Source organism: Isoptericola sp. NPDC060185 (genome assembly GCF_042728595.1).
In the GTDB taxonomy this organism is placed as follows: domain Bacteria; phylum Actinomycetota; class Actinomycetes; order Actinomycetales; family Cellulomonadaceae; genus Isoptericola.
In genome coordinates this window covers 1-22598 of sequence record NZ_JBHWYY010000065.1, presented here as the reverse complement: position 1 = coordinate 22598, position 22598 = coordinate 1, and the positions used below count along the sequence as shown (strand labels likewise).

The following is a 22598-nucleotide window of genomic DNA, read 5'->3' as shown; positions in this document are numbered from 1 at the left end:
TGTCCGGGGGGGGGGTGCTCGCCGTGGCCGCGGCGCGTCCCGCGCCCGTGGCGCTTGCCCCGCCGGCGCGGGCGGGGCCGGGCCACCGGGGCCGCGCGGCCCGTCCATGGCCGACGTCGCGGCCGTCGCGGGGGTCTCGCACCAGACGGTCTCCCGCGTCCTGAACGACCACCCGAGCGTGCGCGGGGAGACGCGCCGGCGGGTGCTGGACGCCATCGCGACCCTCGGCTACCGGCGCAACAGCGCCGCCCGGGCCCTGGCGACGGCGCGCTCGACGACGCTCGGCGTCGTGACGACGGGCTCGGCGCTCTTCGGGCCCACCAGCACGCTCATCGCCATCGAGGGCGCGGCGCGCGAGCAGGGGTACTTCGTGTCCCTCGCGTCGCTGCGCCGGTATGACGCCGGGGCGATGCACGAGGCGCTCGAGCACTTCATGGACCAGGGCGTCGAGGCGATCGTCGTGATCGCGCCGCAGGACGACGTCGCCGCGGCGGTGGAGTCGTTCCGCGCGCCCGTGCCGGTGCTCGTCGTGGCCGCGCTCGACCGGCCGCCGCGCGACGCGGGCACCACGGGCGCGGGGCCGACGACGCTGTCCTGCGCGGTGGACCAGCGCGCGGGCGCCCGGGCGGCGACGGACCACCTGCTCGACCTCGGCCACCGCGACGTGCTGCACGTGGCCGGGCCGCAGGACTGGTTCGATGCGCGCGAGCGCGCGGCCGGGTGGCGTGCGGCGCTTGAGGCCCGCGGCATCAGCCCGAGCCGGCCGCGGGTGTGCTCGTGGTCGGCGGAGGACGGGTACGCGGCGGGTCGCGACCTGGCGGAGGCGATCGCCGCGCAGGAGGGCCCCACCGCGGTGTTCGCCGGGAACGACCAGCTCGCCCTCGGCGTCCTGCGCGCCTTCTGGGAGCGCGGCATCTCCGTGCCCGACGACGTGTCGGTGGTGGGCTTCGACGACGTGGCCGGGGCGGCGTACTTCGTGCCGCCGCTGACCACGGTGCGCCAGCCGTTCGCCGAGCTGGGGGAGCGCAGCGTGGCCATGGTGGTCGCGGCGCTCGGCGCCGGCGCGGTGCCGACGGAGCGGATCGAGCCGACGCTCGTCGTGCGCTCGACGACGGCGCCGCCGCCCGCGCGCTGATCGCGGCTGCGGGACCTGACCGTTGACCACCCGGCCGAGGGGTCGGTAGATTCTCCGCGGTCCTAGTTCTACATCGTTGTAGAGGAGTGAGATGCGCAGATCTTCGACGAGACGGGCGTTCGCGTCGGCCCTGGTCGCGGCGGCGTTGGTCGCCGTGACGTCGTCGGTCGCGGCCGGTGGGCCGGGGGCCGACCGGGCGGTGGCCGATCCGACGGTGGCGCCGCCGGCCGTCGGGGCGGGCGGTGTGGCGACGGCGAAGCGGTCGCTGCCCGTCGGCGGGCTCTCGGTGGCGGGGGAGACGGCGCCCGTCCACGACCCGGCGCTCGTCGTCGACGACGACGGCACGTGGCGCGTGTACTCCACGGGCCTGGTGAACCGCGAGAACGGCGGCGCCATCCAGATGTGGTCGAGCCACGACGACGGCGTCACCTGGGCCTACGACGGCACGGTGTGGGACGAGATCCCCGCGTGGATCGACGAGCGCTTTGCCGGCCCGGACGGGCGGGGCGTGCTCCCCGACAACCTGTGGGCGCCGGAGGTGTACGAGCACGACGGCACCTACTACCTCTACTACTCGGCGTCGCGGTTCGGCACCAACACCTCCGTGACGGCGCTGGCCACCAACACGACGCTCGACCCGGCCGACCCCGACTACGAGTGGGTCGACCGGGGGCCCGTGATCAGCTCGCCGGCCGACATCGCGGGCGGCAAGACGTTCAACGCGATCGACGCGGGCATCGTCGAGGGCGCCGACGGCACCCCGTACATGGCGATCGGCTCGTACTGGTACGGCGTCTTCCTCGTGGAGCTCGAGTGGCCCAGCGGCACGCTCGCCCCCGACGCGCTCGAGAACGCCACCCACCTGGTGGACCGGTTCGTGCCGGGCAACCCCGTCGAGGCGCCGTACGTCTACGCCCACGACGGCTGGTACTACCTCTTCGTCTCCTACGACGCGTGCTGCCGCGGCCTCGACAGCACCTACAAGATCGCGGTGGGCCGCTCGCGCGACGTCACCGGCCCCTACCTCGACGCCGGCGGCAAGGACATGCTCGGCGGCGGGGGCACCGTGCTGCTGGCGTCGCACGGGGCCGTCGTGGGCCCGGGCGGCCAGTCCGTGTCCGACGGTGTGCTCGCCTTCCACTACTACGACGCCGCGAACGAGGCGCTCCCCGGCTTCCCGACCCTCGGGCTGCAGCGCCTCGGCTGGCAGGACGGCTGGCCGGTCGTGGACCAGAACGTCGCGGCGCCGGTCGTGACCTCCGGCCCGCAAGACGTGCGCGTGCGGGAGAAGCAGCCGGCGACCTTCCGCGTCGAGGCCACGGGCACGCCGGTCCCCGTGGTCACGTGGGAGGTGTCCGACGACGGCGGCGCGACCTGGTCCGCCGCCCCGGCCGCGGCGGCCCGCGCCTCTCGTGGGGTCGTGAGCTGGACGATCAAGCACCCCGCCGCCGCGCAGGACGGCTCGCTCGTGCGTGCCGTCGTCGCCAACGCGCACGGCACCGTGCGCAGCGACTCCGCGCGCCTCGATGTCGTCGCCCCTGGCCGTCCGAGGTAGGGCGCTCCCGCCGAGGTGGTCCGGTTCTCCGCGAGGTAGTCCCGGACCCCGCGAGGTAGTCCGGTTCCCGCGAGGTGGTCCGGGACTACTTCGGGAGGTTCGGGACTACCTCGGCAGGGATCGGACTTCCTCGGCGGGACGGGCTCACCTGGCGGGTTGGGTCCAGCAAATGTGAGCGCTAACATCGGTGGTGCGCCCGGGAGGGCGAGCACACCTCGACGACGTCCGGCAGCGGGCGGGGACGGAGCAAGGGATGACGCAGGCGGCGCAGCCGGACGGCACGTCCGCGATCCGGGAGGCGATCGCCGCGGGTCGCGCGTCGCTCGGCATCGAGCTCGGGTCCACCAACATCAAGGCGTGCCTGGTGGGCCCCGACCACGAGCCCGTCGCGAGCGGCTCGCACGCGTGGGAGAACGAGCTGTCGGACGGCGTGTGGACCTACTCGCTCGACGCCGTGCACGCCGGGCTGCAGGGCGCGTACGCGGCGCTGGTCGCGGACGTCGAGCGGCGCTACGGCGTGCGCCCCACGACCTACGCGGCGCTCGGCGTCTCGGCGATGATGCACGGCTATCTGCCGTTCGACGCCGACGGCGGGCTGCTCGTCCCGTTCCGCACCTGGCGCAACACCAGCACCGGGCCGGCGGCCGCCGAGCTGTCCGCGCTGTTCGGGTACAACATCCCGCTGCGCTGGTCGATCGCCCACCTGTACCAGGCGATCCTCGACGACGAGCCGCACGTGCCGCAGGTCGCGTCGTTCACCACCCTGGCCGGCTACGTGCACCGCGCGCTGACCGGCCGGCACGTGCTCGGCGTCGGCGACGCGTCCGGCATGTTCCCGATCGACCCGGCGACGGGCGACTACGACGCGCGGATGCTCGAGCAGTTCCGCCACCTGGCCGCCGCCAAGCGTCCGGGGCTGCACGTGGAGGGCCTGCTGCCGCAGGTGCTCACCGCGGGACAGGACGCCGGCCGGCTCACCGCCGAGGGCGCCGCCCTGCTCGACCCCACGGGCACGCTGCAGCCCGGCGTGCTCCTCTGCCCGCCCGAGGGCGACGCCGGCACCGGCATGGTCGCGACGGGCTCCGTGGCGCCGCGCACGGGCAACATCAGCGCCGGCACCTCGATCTTCGCGATGGTCGTGCTGGAGCGGCCGCTGGCGAGCGTGCACCACGAGCTCGACCTCGTGACCACGCCCGCCGGAGACCTCGTCGCGATGGTGCACTGCAACAACGGCGCCAGCGAGCTCGACGCGTGGGCGGGCGTCTTCGGCCAGTTCGCGGCGGCGCTCGGGCAGCCGGCCGAGCCGGACGCCGTCTTCGGCGCCCTGTTCGCGGCGGCGCTGGACGGCGCGCCCGACGGCGGCGGGCTGCTCGCGTTCAACTACCTCGCCGGGGAGCCGATCACCGGCCTCGACGCCGGGCGACCGCTGGTGGTCCGCACCCCCGACAGCCGCCTCACGCTGGCGAACTTCGCCCGCACGCAGCTCTACGGCGTGTTCGGCACGCTCGCGCTCGGCATGCGCGTGCTGCACGGCGAGGGCGTCGCGATCGACACGATGTTCGCCCACGGCGGCCTCTTCAAGACCGCCGGAGTGGCCCAGCGCCTGCTGGCCGGCGCGATCGACGCGCCCGTCGCGGTCGGGCAGACCGCGGGGGAGGGCGGCGCCTGGGGCATCGCGGTCCTCGCGGCCTACGCCCGCGCGGTCGCCGACGCCGCGGACGACGCGGTGTACGGCGACGGCGAGGCCGCCCCCGCCCTCGACGCCTACCTGGCCGAGCGTGTGTTCGCCGACGCCCGGCTCGACGTCGCAGAGCCCGACGCGGACGACGTCGCGGGCTTCGCCGCCTACCTGGAGCGGTACTCCGCCGGCCTCGCGGTCGAGCGCGCCGCCACCGCAGCCCTCTGACGACACCCGCAGCCGACGACCCGCGCCACCGCACTGGAGAAGCACATGAGCCCCCGCACCGAGGTCCCCGCGCACCTGCGCGCCGCCGTCGACGCCGCGAAGGAGAAGGTCGCCGCGCTGCATGCCGAGCTGCCCCGCTGGGAGCTGGTCGTGTGGACCGCCGGCAACGTCTCCGAGCGCGTCCGCGACGAGCGCACGCCCGACGGCTCGGCCGATCTGCTGGTCATCAAGCCGTCCGGGGTCGCCTACGACGACATCACGCCCGCCGCGATGGTCGTGTGCGACCTGGACGGGAACCTCGTCGAGGGCGACCGGTCGCCGTCGTCCGACACGGCCGCGCACGCCTACGTGTACCGGCACATGCCCGAGGTGGGCGGCGTCGTGCACACGCACTCCACGTACGCGACGGCGTGGGCCGCGCGCGCCGAGGAGATCCCCTGCGTGCTCACGATGATGGCCGACGAGTTCGGCGGACCTGTCCCCGTAGGGCCGTTCGCGATCATCGGCGACGACTCGATCGGCCGCGGCATCGTCGAGACCCTGAGCGGCCACCGCAGCCCGGCGGTGCTGATGCGCAACCACGGCCCGTTCACCATCGGCCGGGACGCGCGCGCCGCGGTCAAGGCCGCGGTGATGTGCGAGGAGGTGGCCCGCACCGTGCACGTGTCGCGCCAGCTCGGCGAGCCGCTGCCGATCGCGCAGGAGCACGTCGACTCGCTGTACGCGCGCTACCAGCACGTCTACGGCCAGCACTGAGCCCGGCCGCTCACCGACACCCCGAATCCTCGAGAGGACACCCATGAGCAAGCCGTACGCCGACCGCGAGGTCTGGTTCTTCACCGGCAGCCAGGACCTGTACGGCCCCGAGACGCTGGAGCAGGTCGCGGCGCAGTCGCAGGAGGTCGCGCGGGCCCTGGACATCTCGTCCGACGTGCCCGCGACCGTCGTGTGGAAGCCCGTGCTCAAGGACGCGGCGTCGATCCGCCGCGCGATGCTCGACGCCAACGCCGACCACAAGGTGCTGGGCGTCATCACCTGGATGCACACGTTCAGCCCCGCGAAGATGTGGATCTCCGGGCTGGACGCGCTGCGCAAGCCGCTGCTGCACCTGCACACGCAGGCGAACGTCGAGCTGCCGTGGGCGGACATCGACTTCGACTTCATGAACCTCAACCAGGCCGCGCACGGCGACCGCGAGTACGCCTACCTGGCCACGCGCCTGGGCGTCGCGCGCACCACCGTGGTCGGGCACGTGTCGAACCCGGCCGTCACCCGCCGCGTCGGCACCTGGGTGCGCGGCGCCGCCGGCTGGGCCGCGACGCACGAGCTGACGCTGGTCCGCTTCGGCGACAACATGCGCAACGTCGCCGTCACCGAGGGCGACAAGACGGAGGCCGAGCTGCGCTTCGGCGTCTCGGTGAACACGTGGGGCGTCAACGACCTGGTCGACGCCGTCGAAGCCGTGGACGACGCCGCGGTCGACGCGCTCGTCGCCGAGTACGAGGAGCTCTACGACGTCGCCGCGGAGCTGCGCCGGGGCGGCGAGCGGCACGAGTCGCTGCGCTACGCGGCCCGGCAGGAGATCGCCATGGAGGCGTTCCTCCTCGAGCGCGGCGCCAAGGCGTTCACCACGAACTTCGAGGACCTCGGCGCGCTGCGCCAGCTGCCAGGCATCGCCGTCCAGCGCCTCATGAGCAAGGGGTACGGCTTCGGCGCCGAGGGCGACTGGAAGACGGCCGTCCTGGTGCGCGCCGCGAAGGTCATGGGCGAGGGGCTGCCCGGCGGCGCCTCCCTCATGGAGGACTACACGTACGACCTCACGCCCGGCTCCGAGCTCATCCTCGGCGCCCACATGCTCGAGGTCTGCCCGTCCCTCACGACGTCGACGCCGCGCGTGGAGATCCACCCGCTCGGCATCGGCGGCAAGGAGGACCCGGTCCGCATGGTCTTCGACGCCGACGCCACCGAGGGCGCCGTCGTCGTGTCCCTGGCCGACATGCGCGACCGCTTCCGCCTCACCGCGAACGTGGTCGACGTCGTCCCGCCCACCCACGACCTGCCGCACCTGCCCGTGGCCCGCGCCGTCTGGTCGCCGCGCCCCGACTTCACCACCTCGGCCGAGGCGTGGCTGACCGCCGGCGGGGCGCACCACACGGTGATGTCCACGGCGGCCGGCGTCGAGGCCTTCGAGGTGTTCGCGAACATCGCCCGCACTGAGCTGCTCGTCATCGACGAGGACACCACGCGCCGCGGCTTCGCCGACCAGGTGCGCTGGAACCAGGTCTACTACCGCCTCGCCCAGGGGCTCTGACCACGGCCCTGACCTCGACCACCGGCGAGCGACCGGCGGTTCGGTAGGCTGACGCCGCCGCGCCGCCGGTCGGCGGACGTACCCGATGGAGGCCCCGCATGGCGAGTCCCGGTGCCGACAAGCCGAACATCCGGCAGGTCGCGCAGCTCGCCGGTGTCTCGCACATGACCGTGTCGCGGGTGCTCAACGACCACCCGCACATCCGGGAGGCCACCCGGCGCCGCGTCCAGGACGCCATCGACCAGCTCGACTACCGCCCGAACATGACGGCGCGGGCCCTGGCCACGCAGCGCAGCCACCGCATCGGCGTCCTCGTGGAGAGCGCCGCCGAGTTCGGGCCCACCAGCACGCTGCGCGCCGTCGAGTCCGCGGCGCGCGCCTCCGGGTACACGGTCAGCTCCGTGCTGCTGCGGGCGGGGGAGGAGATCACCCCCCAGGAGGGCGTCGACCACCTGGTCGCGCAGGGCGTCGACGCCCTCTGCGTCGTCGCGCCCCGGTCGTCGTCCCTCGCGGCGCTGCGCCGCATCGCCGTCGGCGTCCCCGTGCTCGTCGTGAAGCCCGACACGGACCCGACGTTCCTCACGGTGACGGTGGACCAGAAGGCGGGGACGGCGCTCGCGGTCGACCACCTCGTCTCGCTCGGGCACCGGGACGTGCTGCACCTGGCCGGGCCGCTCGACTGGCTCGACGCCCGGACCCGGGAGCGGGCGTTCCACGCCCGGGCGAAGTCGTGGGGGCTGCGCGAGCGCCCCATCGTCGTCGGGGACTGGACGGCGGACTTCGCCTACGACTTCGCGCGGGGCATCCGCGAGCTGCCGGAGTACACCGCGGTCTTCGTCGCGAACGACGACATGGCGGTGGGGCTCGTGCACGGGCTGCACGACCGGGGCTTCTCGGTGCCGGACGACCTCAGCGTCGTCGGCTTCGACGACATCCCCCTGGCGCGGCACGTCATCCCGCCGCTGACCACCGTGCGGCAGAACTTCGACGCCCTGGGCGTCTCGGTCGTCGACGTGCTCCGGGCCGCGATCGACGACCGCGAGATCCCGGACGTGACCCGTATCCCCCCGGAGCTCGTCGCGCGCTCGTCGAGCGCGCCGCCGCGGAAGGGCGGCTGATGCGCGCGCAGGTCCCGGCGGACCCGGTGGTCGAGATGTCCGGGATCACGGTGGAGCTCTCGGGGGTGCGGGTCCTCGACGACGTGGACCTGGCGCTGCGGCCCGGCGAGGTGCACGCCCTCATGGGCGAGAACGGCGCGGGCAAGTCGGTCCTCATCGGCGCGCTGACGGGGACGGTGCCGTTCCTCGCCGGGTCGGTGCTGGTCGACGGCGTCCCGACCACGCCGACGAGCGTGGCCCGGAGCCGGGCGGACGGCATCGCGACCGTCTTCCAGGAGACGCACCTGAGCCCGCACCTGACCGTCGCCGAGAACGTGATGATCGGCCACGAGGTGCGCCGGTGGTCCGGCATCGACTGGGGCCGCACCCGGCGGCGGGCGTCGGAGGCGCTCGCCGCGCTGGGGATCGAGGACATCGACCCGCGGGCTCCGCTGTCGTCGCTGTCGCCCGCGACCAAGCAGCTCGTCGCGGTGGCGCGCGCCATCGTCCTCGAGCCGCGCGTGCTGGTGCTCGACGAGCCCACGTCGAGCCTGGACGAGGACGAGGCCGCCCGGCTGCTGGGCGTCGTGCGCCGGCTGCGCGACCAGGGCGCGGCCGTGCTGTTCGTCTCGCACTTCCTCGAGCAGGTCTTCGAGGTGAGCGACCGGATGACGGTGCTGCGCGGCGGACGGGTGGTGGCGGAGTACCGCACCGACGACGTGGAGCGCGCCGAGGTGATCTCGAAGCTGCTCGGCGAGGACATCGACGCGCTGCAGGCGCTGCGCTCCGAGCGGCTCGCGCACCACTACGCGCGGTCCGGGGAGGTCACGATGCGGGCGTCGGCGATCGGCCGACGCGGCACCCTCGAGCCGGTCGACGTCGAGCTCTCCCGGGGCGAGGTCGTCGGGTTCGCCGGCCTGCGCGGCTCCGGGCGCACAGAGCTGGCCCGCCTGATGAGCGGGGCGGAGCGCGCGGACCACGGAGAGCTGTGGCTCGACGGCGTGCGCGTGCAGCTGCGGAGCCCGGCGGTGGCCCTGCGGCACCGTGTCGCCATGTCGAGCGAGGACCTGCGGGGCGACGGCATCGTCGCCGGGCTCACCGTGCGGGAGAACATCGTGCTCGCGCTGCAGGCGCTCCGGGGCTGGTCGCGACCCCTGTCCCGGGGAGAGCAGGACGCCGTCGTCGACACCTACCTCGACGCCCTGCACCTGTCCGCGGGGGACCTGGACCGTCCCGCCGGCGAGATGTCGGGTGGGACCCAGCAGAAGATCCAGCTCGCCCGGCTGCTCGCCACGCGGCCGCACGTCCTGATCCTCGACGAGCCGACGCGGGGCATCGACATCGCCGCGAAGCTCGACATCCAGCGCCGGGTGGCGCGCCTGGCGGGCGAGGGGGTGGCGGTCGTCTTCATCTCCTCCCAGCTGGAGGAGGTGGTGCGGCTCGCCGACCGCATCGTCGTGCTCAAGGACCGCGAGAAGATCGGCGAGCTGAGCAACGGGCCGGGCGTCACCGTGGACACCATCGTCGAGATGATCGCCGCCGACCTCGACGAGCTCGACCCCGAGGGCTGAGCGCGTTTCACCCCGCCTGCGAGGGCGTTACGAGATCGTGACGTCGAATCCTGGGACGCCTCTATGTGACCGGTCACATACTTCGCTATGTTAGCGGTCACACAAGCCCAGCCGGGTGGGTCGGAGCGGACCCACTGACCGGAGCCCCGGTCGGCCGGCGTCTCGAGGAGGAGACCATGAGCAAGAACTTCCGGCGCGCGAGCGCGGCGCTGCTCGCAGCCCTCACGGCGGCCTCGCTGGTCGCGTGCAGCAGCGAGCAGGCGCCGCAGGGCGGCGGCGACGCCAGCGCGGACGCGGGGTCGGGCAGCGACACCATCACCCTCGGCTTCTCCCAGGTCGGGGCGGAGTCCGGGTGGCGCGCGGCCAACACCAAGTCCATCAAGGACACCCTGACCAAGGACAACGGCTTCGACCTCAAGTTCTCCGACGCGCAGCAGAAGCAGGAGAACCAGATCCAGGCGATCCGGTCCTACATCCAGCAGGGCGTGGACGTCATCGCGTTCTCGCCCGTCGTCGAGACCGGCTGGGACGCCGTGCTCGAGGAGGCCAAGTCCGCCGGCATCCCGGTGATCCTCACCGACCGCGCCGTCGACAGCGAGGACGACTCCCTGTACGAGTCGTTCATCGGCTCCGACTTCGTCGAGGAGGGCAAGCGGGCCGGCGAGTGGGCCAAGGAGCAGTACGACGGCCAGGGCTTCAAGGCCGTCGAGCTGCAGGGCACCACCGGCGCCGCGCCGATGATCGACCGCCAGAAGGGCTTCGCCGAGGCGATCAAGGGCAGCGACATCGAGATGATCGACTCGCAGACCGGCAACTTCACCCGCACCGAGGGCAAGCAGGTGATGGAGGGCTTCCTGCAGAAGTACGACGACATCGACCTCGTCTTCGCCCACAACGACGACATGGGCCTGGGCGCGATCGAGGCGATCGAGGCCGCGGGCAAGGTGCCTGGCAAGGACATCAAGATCATCACCGTCGACGGCGTCAAGGACGGCATGCAGGCCCTGGCCGACGGCAAGATCAACTACATCGTCGAGTGCAACCCGCTGCTCGGCCCGGACCTCGCCGAGATCGCGAAGAAGGTCGTGGCGGGCGAGGCCGTCGACAAGCGCATCGTCACCCAGGACGAGGCGTTCGACCAGGAGGCCGCCAAGGCCGCCCTGCCGGACCGCCAGTACTGACGGGCGCCGCGCCCGCGATACTCGCGGTGGGGGCGGTACGGGACTCCCGCACCGCCCCCACCGCACCACCACCGTGCACCCCTCGTGCTCCACGGAAGGTCAACGATGACGCACACGGACGCCGGCCCCGCCGGCAGCGCCCGGGGCGACGGCCCCGAGGAGGTGCGCCCCGTCGTCGAGATGACCGGGATCTCCATCGAGTTCCCGGGCGTCAAGGCGCTCGACGGGGTCGACCTGCGCCTCCTGCCCGGCGAGGTGCACGCCCTCATGGGCGAGAACGGCGCCGGGAAGTCCACCCTGATCAAGGCGCTCACGGGCGTCTACGGCATCGACGCGGGCGAGATCCTCGTCGACGGCGCGCCCCACCGGTTCGCCGGCCCCGGCGAGGCCCAGGCCGCGGGCATCGCCACCGTGTACCAGGAGGTGAACCTCTGCGAGAACCTCACGGTGGCGGAGAACATCATGCTGGGCAACGAGCCGCGGCGGCTCGGCGCCATCGACTGGCCGGCCACCCGACGCCGGGCCGCCGAGCACCTCGCGACGATGGGGCTCGACATCGACCCCGCCTCGTCGCTGGGCGCGCACTCGATCGCGGTGCAGCAGCTCGTCGCGATCAGCCGCGCGATGGTGGTCGAGGCCAAGGTGCTCATCCTCGACGAGCCGACCTCCAGCCTCGACGCCGGGGAGGTGGCGCGGCTCTTCTCCGTGGTGCGGCGCCTGCGTGACCAGGGCGTCGCCATCTTGTTCGTGTCGCACTTCCTCGAGCAGGTCTTCGAGCTGTCCGACCGCATGACCGTGCTGCGCAACGGCGCGAAGGTGGGGGAGTACCGCACCGCCGAGCTCAGCCGCACTGAGCTCGTCTCCCGCATGATCGGCCGCTCGATGGAGGCGCTCGAGGACCTCGAGGTCCGGACCGAGCACGCCGTCGACACCACGCGCGGCGCGCCGTTCGTCCAGGCCGTCGGCCTCGGCCGCCGCGGCTCCGTGGAGGCGTTCGACCTGGACGTGCACGAGGGCGAGGTCGTGGGCCTCGCCGGCCTGCTCGGGTCCGGGCGCACGGAGGTGGCCCGGCTCCTGGCGGGCGCCGACCGCGCCGACACCGGCACGCTGCGGATCAAGGGGGCGCTCGCGCGCCTGCGCACGCCGCGCGCCGCGATCTCCCGCCGGATCGCGTTCTCGTCCGAGGACCGCAAGGCCGAAGGCGTCGTCGGGGACCTCACGGTGCGGGAGAACATCGTGCTCGGCCTCCAGGCGGACCGCGGCTGGCTGCGGCCGCTGCCCGGCAAGCAGGTCGACGAACTCGTGCACCGGTACATCGACGCGCTGAACATCCGGCCCGCCGACCCCGACGCCCTCCTGCGCAACCTCTCGGGCGGCAACCAGCAGAAGGTGCTGCTGGCGCGCTGGCTCGCCACCGCGCCCGAGCTGTTCGTCCTCGACGAGCCGACCCGCGGGATCGACGTCGGCGCCAAGGCGGAGATCCAGCGCCTGGTGTCCGACCTCGCCGGGCGCGGCATGGCGGTGCTCTTCATCTCCGCCGAGCTCGAGGAGGTGGTGCGGCTCAGCCACCGCATCGCCGTCATGCGCGACCGCCAGAAGGTCGCCGAGCTGACCAACACCGACGACGTCGGCGTCGACGACGTCGTCGAGCTCATCGCGAGCGGAGGAGACCGCTGATGCCCACGTCCGCTGTCAACGGCCAGGCCGCCGGCGGCATCGGCGCGGTCGTGCGCCACCGCCTGTTCTGGCCGGTGCTCGCCCTGGTCGCGCTGCTCGCGGTGAACACCGCCGTGCGGCCCGGCTTCCTGTCCGTGTCGATCCTCGACGGCCACCTCTTCGGCTCGCCCATCGACATCCTGCGCAACTGCGCGCCGCTCATGCTCGTGGCTCTCGGCATGTCGTTGGTGATCGCCACCCGCGGCATCGACCTCTCCGTCGGGGCGGTGGTCGCGATCTCGGGGGCCGTCGCGCTCACGTACATCGCGGGCGCGCCGGACCCGGCCGCGCCGGTCACCGTGCTGGTCGCGATCGGGCTCGCCCTCGCCCTCGGCCTCGTGCTCGGCGTGTGGAACGGGTTCCTCGTGTCGGTGCTCGGCATCCAGCCGATCATCGCCACGCTCATCCTCATGACGGCCGGCCGCGGCGTCGCGATGCTCATCACCCAGGGGCAGATCACCACGGTCACCAGCGCGCCGTTCAAGACGCTCGGCGCCGGGTTCTGGGTCGGCCTGCCGGTCGCCACGCTGGTGGCGTTCGGCGTCTTCGCGCTCGTCGCACTGCTCGTGCGCCGTACCGCGCTGGGGATGCTCGTCGAGTCGGTGGGCATCAACCCGGCCGCGAGCCGGCTCGCGGGCGTGCGGTCGCGGACCATCGTCTGGACCGTGTTCGCGCTGTCGGGCCTCTTCTCCGCCCTGGCGGGCCTCATCCTGGCTTCGAACGTCATGGCCGCCGACGCGAACAACGCCGGCCTGTTCATCGAGCTGGACGCGATCCTCGCCGTCGTCATCGGCGGCACCTCGCTGGCCGGCGGCAAGTTCTCCCTCTCCGGCACGTTCGTCGGCGTCCTCATCATCGCGACGCTGTCGCTCACGGTGACGAACGTCGGCATCTCCCCGCTGGTGACGCCGCTGTTCAAGGCCCTCGTGGTCGCCGCGGTCACGCTGCTGCAGTCGCCGGTGATGCGGCGCAAGCTCTCCGAACGCACCCGACGGCGCGGCAGGACGGCGCCCGTCGCGCCCTCCGACAAGCCCGCGGACGTCTCCACGGACAAGGTGGTGGCCTGATGACGACCCTCGCATCCTCGCGCCGCGGGGCGCCGTCCCCGGACCGCGTGCCGGCCGTCGGCCGACGCTTCCGCCTCGACCGGCGCTACCTGCCGGTGGTCGGCACCCTCGTGGTGTTCGTGCTGCTGCTCGTGGTGGGCGGCGCCCGCTACGACAACTTCCTGTCCGTCGGCGTCCTCGCGAACCTGTTCATCAACAACGCGTTCCTCGTCGTGCTCGCGGTCGGGATGACGTTCGTCATCCTCACGGGCGGCATCGACCTCTCGGTCGGGTCCGTCCTCGCGCTGTCCGGCGTGACGGCGGCCTACCTGCTGCGGGCCGGCGTCCCGGCGGGGGTCGTGATCCCGCTGGTCGTGCTGATCGGCTCCCTGATCGGCCTGCTGGTCGGCGCCATGGTGCACGTGTTCGAGGTGCAGCCCTTCATCGCCACCCTCGCCGCGATGTTCTTCGCCCGCGGGCTGTGCTTCCTCATCGCCCCCGAGTCGATCCCCATCGACGACGACACGTTCGTGGCGCTCGCGTCGTGGGACACGTGGGCGGGCGGGCAGTGGCGCATCACGTCCAGCGTCGTGATCGCGCTGGTCGTGGTGGCGGTGGCGTTCTACCTGCTGCACTACACGCAGTTCGGCCGCACCGTCTACGCCATCGGCGGCGGCGAGCAGTCCGCGCGGCTCATGGGCCTGCCCGTCGCGCGCACCAAGGTGCTGGTGTACGTCATCAGCGGCACGTGCGCCGGCCTCGGCGGCCTGCTGTTCGCCATGTTCTCCCGGTCGGGCTACTCCCTGACCGGCGTGGGGATGGAGCTCGACGCCATCGCCGCCGTCGTCATCGGCGGCACGCTGCTGACCGGCGGCACCGGCTTCGTGCTCGGCTCGGTGCTCGGCGTCCTCGTGCTCGGCCTCATCCAGACGATCATCACGTTCGAGGGCACCCTCAGCTCCTGGTGGACCAAGATCGTCATCGGCGGGCTGCTGCTGGTCTTCGTGGTCCTGCAGCGGCTGCTGGCCCTGCGGCGCTCCTAGCGCGCGGCAGCATCGATCGTCGAACAGGCGGTTGCGCACCTTCTGAGCCCTCAGGACGTGCGCAACCGCCTGTTCGACACGTCCCCGCAAGGAGCGCAAGTCACGCAAGCGGCTTGCGTGATCGCGTGTACAGTCGAGGCATGTCGAGACGACTGGCCGACGTGGCCGCGAAGGTGGGGGTCAGCGAGGCGACGGTCAGCCGGGTGCTCAACGGCAAGCCCGGGGTGTCGCAGGCGACGCGGGACGCCGTGCTCACGGCGCTGGACGTGCTGGGCTACGAGCGGCCCACCAAGCTGCGCGGCGACCGGCCCCGGCTGGTGGGGCTGGTGCTCCCCGAGCTGGCCAACCCGATCTTCCCCGCGTTCGCCGAGGTCGTGGGCGGGGCGCTCGCGCAGCAGGGCTTCACCCCCGTGCTGTGCACACGCACCGCGGGCGGCATCTCCGAGGCGGAGTACATCGACCTCCTGCTGGGCCAGCAGGTCTCGGGCGTCATCTTCGCCGGCGGCTTCTACGCCGAGCGCGACGCGGACCACGCCCACTACGAGCGGCTGCAGGCCCTGAGCCTGCCCGTCGTGCTCATCAACGCCTCCATCGAGAGCCTCGACTTCCCGCACGTGTCGTGCGACGACCTGGTGGCGACGCACCAGGCGCTCGAGCACCTGGTGTCCATGGGACACACCAGGATCGGCCTGCTGCTGGGCCCGCGCGACCACGTGCCGTCCGAGCGCAAGCTCGCCGCCGCCCGCGCCTTCGCGGCGCGGCACGGCGTCGAGCTCCCCGACGAGCTGGTGGTGCACAGCCAGTACTCGTTGGAGAGCGGCCAGGCCTCGACGGGCCGCCTGCTCGACGCCGGCGCGACGGCGATCCTGTGCGCGTCCGACCCGCTCGCGCTCGGCGCGGTGCGCGCCGTCCGCCGCGCGGGGCTCGAGGTGCCGCGCGACGTCTCGGTGGTCGGCTACGACGACTCGGCGCTGATGAACTCCACCGACCCGGCGCTCACCACCGTGCGGCAGCCGATCGACGCGATGGGGCGCGCCGCGGTGGACATCCTTGCGAGCATGATCGCCGGCGCCGCGGTGTCGCGCGACGAGCTGCTGTTCGAGCCGGAGCTCGTCGTGCGGCGCTCGACGGCGGCGGCTCCGCGCGCCGCCGGCTGACCGACCCTTCCCTCCACCGCGCCACGGCCGGTCGGGCGACCCTCGTCGCCCGGCCGGCCGTTCGCGTGCACGGGGTTCCTGCGCGGCGATGATCGCGGTTTGATAACGAGTCTGTCGAGTTCTTGCGTGGTCTGCGTCGCCTGGTTACTGTCCTGCTCATCGACGACGACGTGGAAGGGGCTCATCGGTGAGCACGGGGCACGAGGCCGAGTGGTGGCGCAGCGCGGTGATCTATCAGGTCTACCCGCGCTCGTTCGCCGACGGGAACGGCGACGGCACGGGGGACCTGGCCGGGGTGCGCAGCCGCCTCGGGTACCTGCGGGACCTCGGGGTCGACGCGATCTGGTTCACCCCCTGGTACGTGTCGCCGCTCGCGGACGGCGGGTACGACGTCGCCGACTACCGCGCCATCGACCCGCAGTTCGGCACGCTCGCCGAGGCGGAGGCGCTCATCGCGGAGGCCCGCGAGCTCGGCATCCGCACCATCGTCGACGTCGTGCCCAACCACGTCTCGGACGAGCACCCGTGGTTCCGCGCGGCCCTGGCCGCCGGGCCCGGCTCGCCCGAGCGGGAGCGGTTCTGGTTCCGCCCCGGCCGCGGGAAGGACGGCGCCGAGCTGCCCACCCGCTGGGTGTCCGACTTCCAGGGCACCACGTGGACCCGCACGACGAACCCCGACGGCACGCCCGGCGAGTGGTACCTGCACCTGTTCGCGCCGTCCCAGCCGGACCTCAACTGGGACCACCCGGACGTGCGCCGCGAGCACGAGGAGATCCTGCGGTTCTGGTTCGACCGCGGCGCCGCCGGCATCCGCATCGACTCGGCCGCCCTGCTGGTGAAGGACCCGGAGCTGCCCGAGGTGCCGGAGCACCCGGGCCCCGGGGAGCACCCGCACGTGGACCGCGACGAGCTGCACGACGTCTACCGGTCCTGGCGCGCCGTGGCCGACTCGTACGACGAGCCGCGCGTCCTCGTGGGCGAGGTGTGGCTGCCCGACACCGCGCGGTTCACCCGGTTCCTGCGACCGGACGAGATGCACACGGCGTTCAACTTCGACTTCATGGCCCGCCCGTGGGACGCGAAGGCGCTGCGCGAGTCGATCACGACGACGCTCGACGCGCACGCCCCGGTCGGCGCGCCGGCCACCTGGGTGCTGTCCAACCACGACGTCACCCGCCCGGTGACGCGCTACGGGCGCGAGGACTCGTCCTTCGCGTTCGCCGCCAAGCGGTTCGGCACCCCGACGGACATCGAGCTCGGGCGCCGTCGGGCGCGCGCCGCGGCCCTCCTCGTGGCGGCCCTGCCCGGGGCGCTCTACGTCTACCAGGGCGACGAGCTGGGGCTGCCGGAGGTCGAGGACCTGCCGCTCGACGTCATCCAGGACCCGATGCACGACCGGTCCGGCGGCGTCGACCCCGGCCGCGACGGCTGCCGCGTCCCCCTGCCGTGGACGCGCGCGGGCAGCTCGTTCGGCTTCGGGCCCGACGGCGGCGCCGCGCCCTGGCTGCCGCAGCCGGCGGCGTGGGGCGAGCTGTCCGTCGAGGCCCAGGACGGCGACCCGGCGTCGACCCTCTCCCTGTACCGGCGCGCACTCGCGGCCCGGCGCGCCGAGCCCGCGCTGCACGGCGGCGGCCTGCGCTGGCTCGACGCCGTGGACGGCGCCGCCGTCGGCGACGACGTCCTCGCCTTCGCCCGGGGCGCCGCGGGGGACGACGCGCTGGTGTGCGTCGTGAACCTCGGGCCCGAGCCCGTCCCGCTGCCGCGCGGCGCCGCCGTCGTGCTGCACAGCGGCGACCCCCGCGAGCCCCTCGGCCAGGTCCCCACCGACCACGCGGTCTGGTTCCGACCGTGAGCACCTGCCCGTCCGAGCAGCACCACCCGCGGTTCCACCGATGGTTCCTCGAGAAGGAGTGACGATGAAGTCCACACGAAAGCCGGCCGCCCTCATCCTGGTCGGCGCGCTCACCACGGGCGCGCTCGCCGCGTGCTCCGGCGGGGGCGACCCGAAGGACGAGAGCACCAACTCGGCGGGGCAGGTCACCCTCTCGGTGGTCTCCCTGCTGCCCGGGTCCACGGAGGAGGCGATCGCCGCCTTCGAGGACCAGGTCGCGGAGTTCGAGAAGGCGAACCCCGACATCGACGTCCAGCCCGAGGAGTACGAGTGGAAGGCGACGACGTTCGCCGCCCAGCTCGCCGGCGGCACGCTGCCCGACGTCTTCGAGATCCCGTTCACCGACGCGCAGGGGCTCGTGGAGAACGGCCAGCTCGCCGACATGGACAGCCAGTTCCGGGCGCTGCCGTACGCGGACCAGTTCAACCCGACCATCCTCGAGTCCGGCACCGGCGAGGACGGGCACGTCTACGCGATCCCCGCGAAGAACGCCTACCCGGTGGCGCTGCACTACAACCGCCAGCTCTTCGAGTCGGCGGGCCTCGACCCCGACAGCCCGCCCACCACCTGGGAGCAGGTGCGCGAGTACGCGAAGAAGATCGCCGACGCGAACCCCGGCGTGGCCGGCTACGCCACGATGACGCAGAACAACACGGGCGGATGGCAGCTCACCGCGCAGACCGTCGCGCGCGGCGGCCGCACCGTCGAGGTCGACGCGGACCAGAAGGCCACGGCGACCCTCGACAACGCGGGCACCAAGGAGACCCTGCAGTTCCTCCACGACCTGCGGTGGGAAGACAACTCCATGGGAGGCAACTTCCTGCTCGACTGGGGGAGCATCAACCAGGAGTTCGCGGCCGGCCAGGTGGGCATGTTCACGTCGGGCTCCGACATCTACACGTCCCTGGTGCAGACCAACGCCGTCGACCCGGACACGTACGGCCTCGCGCCGATCCCGCTGTCCGACGCGCCGGAGGCCGCGACCCTCACCGGTGGCACCCTCGCGGGCGTGCCTGCGGGTGTCGACGACGCCGTCAAGGACGCCGCGATCAAGTGGATCGACTTCTTCTACCTCGACAAGCTGGTGGACGAGGACCGCGCCGTCGCCGACGCCGAGACCCTCGCGAAGAACGACCAGCCGGTGGGCACGCCCGTGCTGCCGATGTTCTCGAAGGAGCAGTACGAGCAGAACCAGAAGTGGATCGCGGACTACGTGAACGTCCCGCTCGACCAGATGACGGCGTTCACCGACACGATGTTCGACCTGCCGCTGGCGGGCGAGCCGTCGCAGAAGACGCAGGAGGTCTACGCGCTGCTCGACCCGATCGTGCAGGCCGTCCTCACGGACAAGGGCGCCGACATCGACGCCCTGCTCGCCGACGCGGACACGCAGGCCCAGGCGCTGCTCGACCAGGGCTGACCGTGACCGTCACCACCTCCTCTCCTCGCGGCGACCTCGCCGCACCCGCGCGGGCGGCCGGCACCGGCCGCCCGCGCCGGGGCCCCGCGTCGTGGCTGCGCGGCGGCGGGCTGCACAGCCTCGTCTTCCTGCTGCCGCTGCTGGTGATCTTCGGCGTCTTCTCCTGGTTCCCCATCGTGCGCGCGGTGATCATGAGCGTGCAGGAGACGAACCTCGTCACCGACCCGACGTTCGTCGGGCTCGACAACTTCCGGCACGTCCTGGCCGACCCGCTGCTGTGGAAGGCCGTGAAGAACACCCTGTACTTCGCGTTCCTCGCGCTGTTGTTCGGGTACCCCGTGCCGCTGGTCGCGGCCGTGCTCATGCGCGAGGTGCGGCGCGGGCGCGGGCTGTACTCCGCGCTCGCGTACCTGCCCGTCGTGGTGCCGCCCGTCGTCGCCGTCCTGCTGTGGAAGTTCTTCTACAAGGGCGGGCCCACCGGCGTGTTCAACACGGTCCTCGGCTGGGTGGGGCTCGGCCCGTACCCGTGGCTGCAGGACGCGTCGTGGGCGATGCCGTCGCTCGTGCTCGCGGCGACCTGGGCCGGCGCGGGCGGCACGGTGATCATCTACCTCGCCGCCCTGACGAGCGTGCCCGCCGAGCTGTACGACGCCTCCGAGGTAGACGGTGCCGGCCTGTGGCGCAAGATCTGGCACGTCACGCTGCCGCAGCTGCGCGGGGTCCTGTTCATCACCCTGATCCTGCAGGTCATCGGCACGGCGCAGGTGTTCCTCGAGCCGTACCTGTTCACCGGCGGCGGGCCGAACAACGCCACGGTGACCGTGCTGCTGCTCATCTACCGGTACGCGTTCCAGAACAGCCTCGGCGGCGACTACGGCGCCGCGACGGCGCTCTCGCTCATGCTCGCCGGCGTCCTCGCCGTCTTCTCGGTCCTCTACTTCCGGCTCACGCGGTCCTGGAGCACGTCATGACCCTCACCACCCCCGACCGCCCGGCCCCGTCGCGAACCTCGCGCCGTCGTCGGGCCGCCACCCCGTCCGACGACGGCGACCGCGGCGCGCTGTCCGCGCCCGACTGGCGCCGCCCGGCCGTGCGGTGGGGGATGGGCGGCACGCACGTGCTGCTGCTCCTGCTGCTCGTCATCGTGGGCCTCGGGCCGATGCTGCTCCTGGCGAAGTTCGCGGTCACGCCCACCCAGGACATCCTCCGCACGCCGATGGCGGTCTTCCCGCACGGCATCGCGTGGGAGAACCTCGAGCGGGCGTGGAACGACGTGCAGATCAGCCGTTACTTCATGAACACGGTGTGGCTGGCCGTGGGGTCCTGGTTCGTGCAGATCGTGGTCGCGACGACGGGCGGCTACGCCCTGTCGGTGCTGCGCCCGCGCTACGGCCGCGTCGTGCAGGCGCTCGTGCTGTCCACGATGTTCGTGCCCGCCGTCGTGCTCCTCGTGCCCCTGTACCTGACGATCCTCGACCCGCCGCTGCTCGGACGGTCCCTGGTCGACAGCTTCTGGGCCGTGTGGCTGCCGGCCGGCGCCAGCGCGTTCAACGTGCTGCTGGTGCAGCGCTTCTTCGACTCCCTGCCCCGGGAGGTCTTCGAGGCGGCGCGGGTCGACGGCGCCGGCCCCTACCGGCTGTTCTGGTCGGTGGTGCTGCCCATGTCCAAGCCCATCCTCGGCGTCGTCTCCGTGTTCGCCGTGATCGCGTCGTGGAAGGACTTCCTCTGGCCCCTGCTGGTGCTCAAGGACCCGGAGATCCAGCCGCTGTCCGTGCGGCTGCCCGCCATCGAGGCGTCGACCGACCTGGGCGTCTTCCTCGCGTCGCTCGCGATCGCGACCGTGCTCCCCGTGGCGATGTTCCTCGGGTTCCAGCGGCTGTTCCTGCGCGGCGCCGGCCTCGGGGGAGCGGTCAAGGGCTGACGGTTCACCCGCTGTGTCGTTGACGCCTGGATCGTCCGAATGCTGATATATGCGCAGATCTGACGTCTGCGCAGATCAGCGACCCCGGAGGAGCGACGTGACCCAGCACGACCCGACGACCGACACCCCGGGCCCCGCCCGGACCACGGTGCGCTACCGCGGTCGGCATCTGCCGATGGTCGCGGTCGTCGTCGCCGCCACCATCGCGACCGCCCTGGCCTACAGCGGCATGGTGCTCTTCGGCCTCGAGGTGGCCGGCATGTCGCCGGCCGAGGCGTACGCCCTCGCCGGCTTCCTCGAGGTCTCCCTCGTGGCCGTCGCCCTCATGGCGCGCAACGCCGCCCTCGAGGGCCGCCCGTACGGCGTTCTCCTCACCCTGACCTGGATCCTGTCGGGCACGTCCGGCATGTTCGCGGCCCTGCACGAGATCGCCGTGCCCGACGCCAGCATGCCCTACATGGTGGCGTTCCGGTTCGTGCCGCCGCTGGTCGCCGCGCTCATGTGGCACCTCGCCCTCGTGGGCGAGCGGCACCTCGTCACCGGGCACACCCTCGACGAGCGCCGCCGCGAGCACCGGGTGCACCAGTACGTCACCGCGCTCGAGGTGTGGCGCGACGCCCGCCTCGACAGCACCGGGAACCACGCCGGCATGCGCAAGGTGCGCGTGGCGCACCGCCGCCAGCGCGCGGCGCGGGACGCGGCCCTCAAGCTGCTGACGGTCGAGGACTTCGAGCGGCGCATGCAGGTGTGGGTGGAGCGGCTCGAGGCCGCCGAGCGGCACGGCAACCGGCTCGACCTGATCGGCGCCAGCTCCGTCGAGCGCGGCGTCAGCCGCGGGTCCGCCGGCGGGTCGCGGGCGGCGCGCTCGGCCGCCCCCGCCGCGCCGTCGCTCGCCGCCCTCGCCGCCACGGCTCAGCCGGTCGGGGTCAGCGGGGCCGCGGTCACCGCGCCCGCGCAGCAGCCCGGTCAGGTGCCGGTGGTGACCCGGACCGACGGGGGCCCCGCGGACGCGACCTTCGCCGACGAGTTCGAGGCGGCGCTCACCGGCGTGATCCCCACGGTGGAGGCCGGCGAGCCCCGCGCCGAGGGCGCGGCTGACGTCACCGTCGAGGCCTGGTTCGACGACCCGCGCGAGGACCTCGGTCACGACCCGGCCGCAGGCGTCACCCCCCACCTCACGGACGAACGGGCCGCGGACGAGCGGGCCGCCGAGGATGTCGCCGCCGACGTCGTCCCGCGGCCCGCGGACGTCGAGGCGGAGGCCGGGCTGCCGGGCACGCGCGAGCCGCTGCCGGAGACCGGGCACACCCGCCGGGTCGAGGTGTTCGACCTGCTGCGGCAGTCCGACCCCGGGCTCGACCCCGCCCTGGGCGGTGCGCTCGCGGAGCGGTCCGCGTTCCTCACGTCGCACGGCGCCCCCGCGGAGCCGGCGGCTCCGCAGGAGGCGGACGCCCTGCCCGCGTCGGACCGAGACCGCCGCATCGTCGAGCTGTCCGGCGACGGCCTGACGCACCGCGAGATCGCCGAGCAGGTCGAGGTGTCGCCCTCGACGGTGAGCCGTGTCGTGAAGAGGTACGCCCCGGCCTGACGACCCCGTGACGCCGAACAGGCGGTTGTGCACGTTCTGAGACCTAATACCGTGCACAAC

Annotated in this window: 17 protein-coding genes; all 17 read left to right on the top strand. The window is 73.0% G+C overall.

Features of this window, described 5'->3' with window-relative positions; all coding sequences use genetic code 11:
* Positions 1 to 106: 106 nt before the first annotated feature.
* The 17 genes from ACFWDO_RS16840 (at position 107) to ACFWDO_RS16760 (ending at position 22538) form a co-directional block, all read left to right on the top strand.
* The gene (locus tag ACFWDO_RS16840) at positions 107 to 1135 is read left to right on the top strand and encodes a LacI family DNA-binding transcriptional regulator (protein WP_380347064.1); all 1029 of its coding nucleotides are present in this window, start codon (positions 107 to 109) and stop codon (positions 1133 to 1135) included.
* A 91-nt stretch (positions 1136 to 1226) separates the two neighbouring features.
* The gene (locus tag ACFWDO_RS16835; protein WP_380323670.1) at positions 1227 to 2690 is read left to right on the top strand and encodes a glycoside hydrolase family 43 protein; all 1464 of its coding nucleotides are present in this window, start codon (positions 1227 to 1229) and stop codon (positions 2688 to 2690) included.
* A gap of 253 nt (positions 2691 to 2943) precedes the next feature.
* Positions 2944 to 4596, top strand: coding sequence for a xylulokinase (locus ACFWDO_RS16830; protein WP_380323673.1), 1653 nt, complete (start codon positions 2944 to 2946; stop codon positions 4594 to 4596).
* Between the two features lie 45 nt (positions 4597 to 4641).
* Entirely contained in the window at positions 4642 to 5352 is a 711-nt protein-coding gene (locus tag ACFWDO_RS16825) for an L-ribulose-5-phosphate 4-epimerase (RefSeq protein ID WP_380323676.1), read from the top strand.
* Between the two features lie 43 nt (positions 5353 to 5395).
* Entirely contained in the window at positions 5396 to 6907 is a 1512-nt protein-coding gene (gene araA, locus ACFWDO_RS16820) for an L-arabinose isomerase (protein ID WP_380323679.1), read from the top strand.
* 98 nt (positions 6908 to 7005) lie between these two features.
* Positions 7006 to 8025, top strand: a complete 1020-nt coding sequence (locus tag ACFWDO_RS16815; protein WP_380323682.1) for a LacI family DNA-binding transcriptional regulator — start codon at positions 7006 to 7008, stop codon at positions 8023 to 8025.
* Entirely contained in the window at positions 8025 to 9575 is a 1551-nt protein-coding gene (locus tag ACFWDO_RS16810; protein ID WP_380323685.1) for a sugar ABC transporter ATP-binding protein, read from the top strand. The genes ACFWDO_RS16815 and ACFWDO_RS16810 overlap by 1 nt, the downstream gene beginning before the upstream one ends.
* A 176-nt stretch (positions 9576 to 9751) precedes the next feature.
* The gene (locus ACFWDO_RS16805) at positions 9752 to 10756 is read left to right on the top strand and encodes an ABC transporter substrate-binding protein (protein ID WP_380323688.1); all 1005 of its coding nucleotides are present in this window, start codon (positions 9752 to 9754) and stop codon (positions 10754 to 10756) included.
* A 105-nt stretch (positions 10757 to 10861) separates the two neighbouring features.
* Positions 10862 to 12433 (top strand): sugar ABC transporter ATP-binding protein, encoded by a 1572-nt coding sequence (locus ACFWDO_RS16800; protein WP_380323690.1) that lies wholly within the window; start codon positions 10862 to 10864, stop codon positions 12431 to 12433.
* Complete coding sequence (locus tag ACFWDO_RS16795; protein ID WP_380323693.1) at positions 12433 to 13539, top strand: ABC transporter permease; 1107 nt, start codon at positions 12433 to 12435, stop codon at positions 13537 to 13539. Before ACFWDO_RS16800 ends, ACFWDO_RS16795 begins: the two co-directional genes overlap by 1 nt.
* Positions 13539 to 14561 carry a galactofuranose ABC transporter, permease protein YjfF gene (yjfF, locus tag ACFWDO_RS16790; protein WP_380323696.1) on the top strand — a complete coding sequence of 341 codons (1023 nt, stop codon included), beginning with the start codon at positions 13539 to 13541 and terminating at the stop codon, positions 14559 to 14561. Before ACFWDO_RS16795 ends, yjfF begins: the two co-directional genes overlap by 1 nt.
* Before the next feature lie 140 nt (positions 14562 to 14701).
* A complete protein-coding gene (locus ACFWDO_RS16785) occupies positions 14702 to 15718 on the top strand; it encodes a LacI family DNA-binding transcriptional regulator (RefSeq protein ID WP_380326758.1) in 1017 nt (338 codons plus the stop codon).
* A gap of 187 nt (positions 15719 to 15905) precedes the next feature.
* Positions 15906 to 17570, top strand: a complete 1665-nt coding sequence (locus tag ACFWDO_RS16780) for a glycoside hydrolase family 13 protein (protein WP_380326755.1) — start codon at positions 15906 to 15908, stop codon at positions 17568 to 17570.
* 64 nt (positions 17571 to 17634) lie between these two features.
* Complete coding sequence (locus tag ACFWDO_RS16775; RefSeq protein WP_380326752.1) at positions 17635 to 19029, top strand: extracellular solute-binding protein; 1395 nt, start codon at positions 17635 to 17637, stop codon at positions 19027 to 19029.
* A gap of 2 nt (positions 19030 to 19031) precedes the next feature.
* A complete protein-coding gene (locus ACFWDO_RS16770) occupies positions 19032 to 20000 on the top strand; it encodes a carbohydrate ABC transporter permease (protein ID WP_380347062.1) in 969 nt (322 codons plus the stop codon).
* Positions 19997 to 20950 carry a carbohydrate ABC transporter permease gene (locus ACFWDO_RS16765; protein ID WP_380326937.1) on the top strand — a complete coding sequence of 318 codons (954 nt, stop codon included), beginning with the start codon at positions 19997 to 19999 and terminating at the stop codon, positions 20948 to 20950. The genes ACFWDO_RS16770 and ACFWDO_RS16765 overlap by 4 nt, the downstream gene beginning before the upstream one ends.
* A gap of 97 nt (positions 20951 to 21047) precedes the next feature.
* Positions 21048 to 22538 carry a helix-turn-helix domain-containing protein gene (locus ACFWDO_RS16760; RefSeq protein WP_380326940.1) on the top strand — a complete coding sequence of 497 codons (1491 nt, stop codon included), beginning with the start codon at positions 21048 to 21050 and terminating at the stop codon, positions 22536 to 22538.
* The last annotated feature ends 60 nt before the right edge of the window (positions 22539 to 22598 follow it).

Excerpts from the sequence above, each read along its gene's own strand:
- ACFWDO_RS16840 (WP_380347064.1), top strand. The coding sequence starts at position 107 with ATGGCCGACGTCGCGGCCGTCGCGGGGGTCTCGCACCAGACGGTCTCC.
- ACFWDO_RS16835 (WP_380323670.1), top strand. The coding sequence starts at position 1,227 with ATGCGCAGATCTTCGACGAGACGGGCGTTCGCGTCGGCCCTGGTCGCG.
- ACFWDO_RS16830 (WP_380323673.1), top strand. The coding sequence starts at position 2,944 with ATGACGCAGGCGGCGCAGCCGGACGGCACGTCCGCGATCCGGGAGGCG.
- ACFWDO_RS16825 (WP_380323676.1), top strand. The coding sequence starts at position 4,642 with ATGAGCCCCCGCACCGAGGTCCCCGCGCACCTGCGCGCCGCCGTCGAC.
- araA (WP_380323679.1), top strand. The coding sequence starts at position 5,396 with ATGAGCAAGCCGTACGCCGACCGCGAGGTCTGGTTCTTCACCGGCAGC.
- ACFWDO_RS16815 (WP_380323682.1), top strand. The coding sequence starts at position 7,006 with ATGGCGAGTCCCGGTGCCGACAAGCCGAACATCCGGCAGGTCGCGCAG.
- ACFWDO_RS16810 (WP_380323685.1), top strand. The coding sequence starts at position 8,025 with ATGCGCGCGCAGGTCCCGGCGGACCCGGTGGTCGAGATGTCCGGGATC.
- ACFWDO_RS16805 (WP_380323688.1), top strand. The coding sequence starts at position 9,752 with ATGAGCAAGAACTTCCGGCGCGCGAGCGCGGCGCTGCTCGCAGCCCTC.
- ACFWDO_RS16800 (WP_380323690.1), top strand. The coding sequence starts at position 10,862 with ATGACGCACACGGACGCCGGCCCCGCCGGCAGCGCCCGGGGCGACGGC.
- ACFWDO_RS16795 (WP_380323693.1), top strand. The coding sequence starts at position 12,433 with ATGCCCACGTCCGCTGTCAACGGCCAGGCCGCCGGCGGCATCGGCGCG.
- yjfF (WP_380323696.1), top strand. The coding sequence starts at position 13,539 with ATGACGACCCTCGCATCCTCGCGCCGCGGGGCGCCGTCCCCGGACCGC.
- ACFWDO_RS16785 (WP_380326758.1), top strand. The coding sequence starts at position 14,702 with ATGTCGAGACGACTGGCCGACGTGGCCGCGAAGGTGGGGGTCAGCGAG.
- ACFWDO_RS16775 (WP_380326752.1), top strand. The coding sequence starts at position 17,635 with ATGAAGTCCACACGAAAGCCGGCCGCCCTCATCCTGGTCGGCGCGCTC.
- ACFWDO_RS16765 (WP_380326937.1), top strand. The coding sequence starts at position 19,997 with ATGACCCTCACCACCCCCGACCGCCCGGCCCCGTCGCGAACCTCGCGC.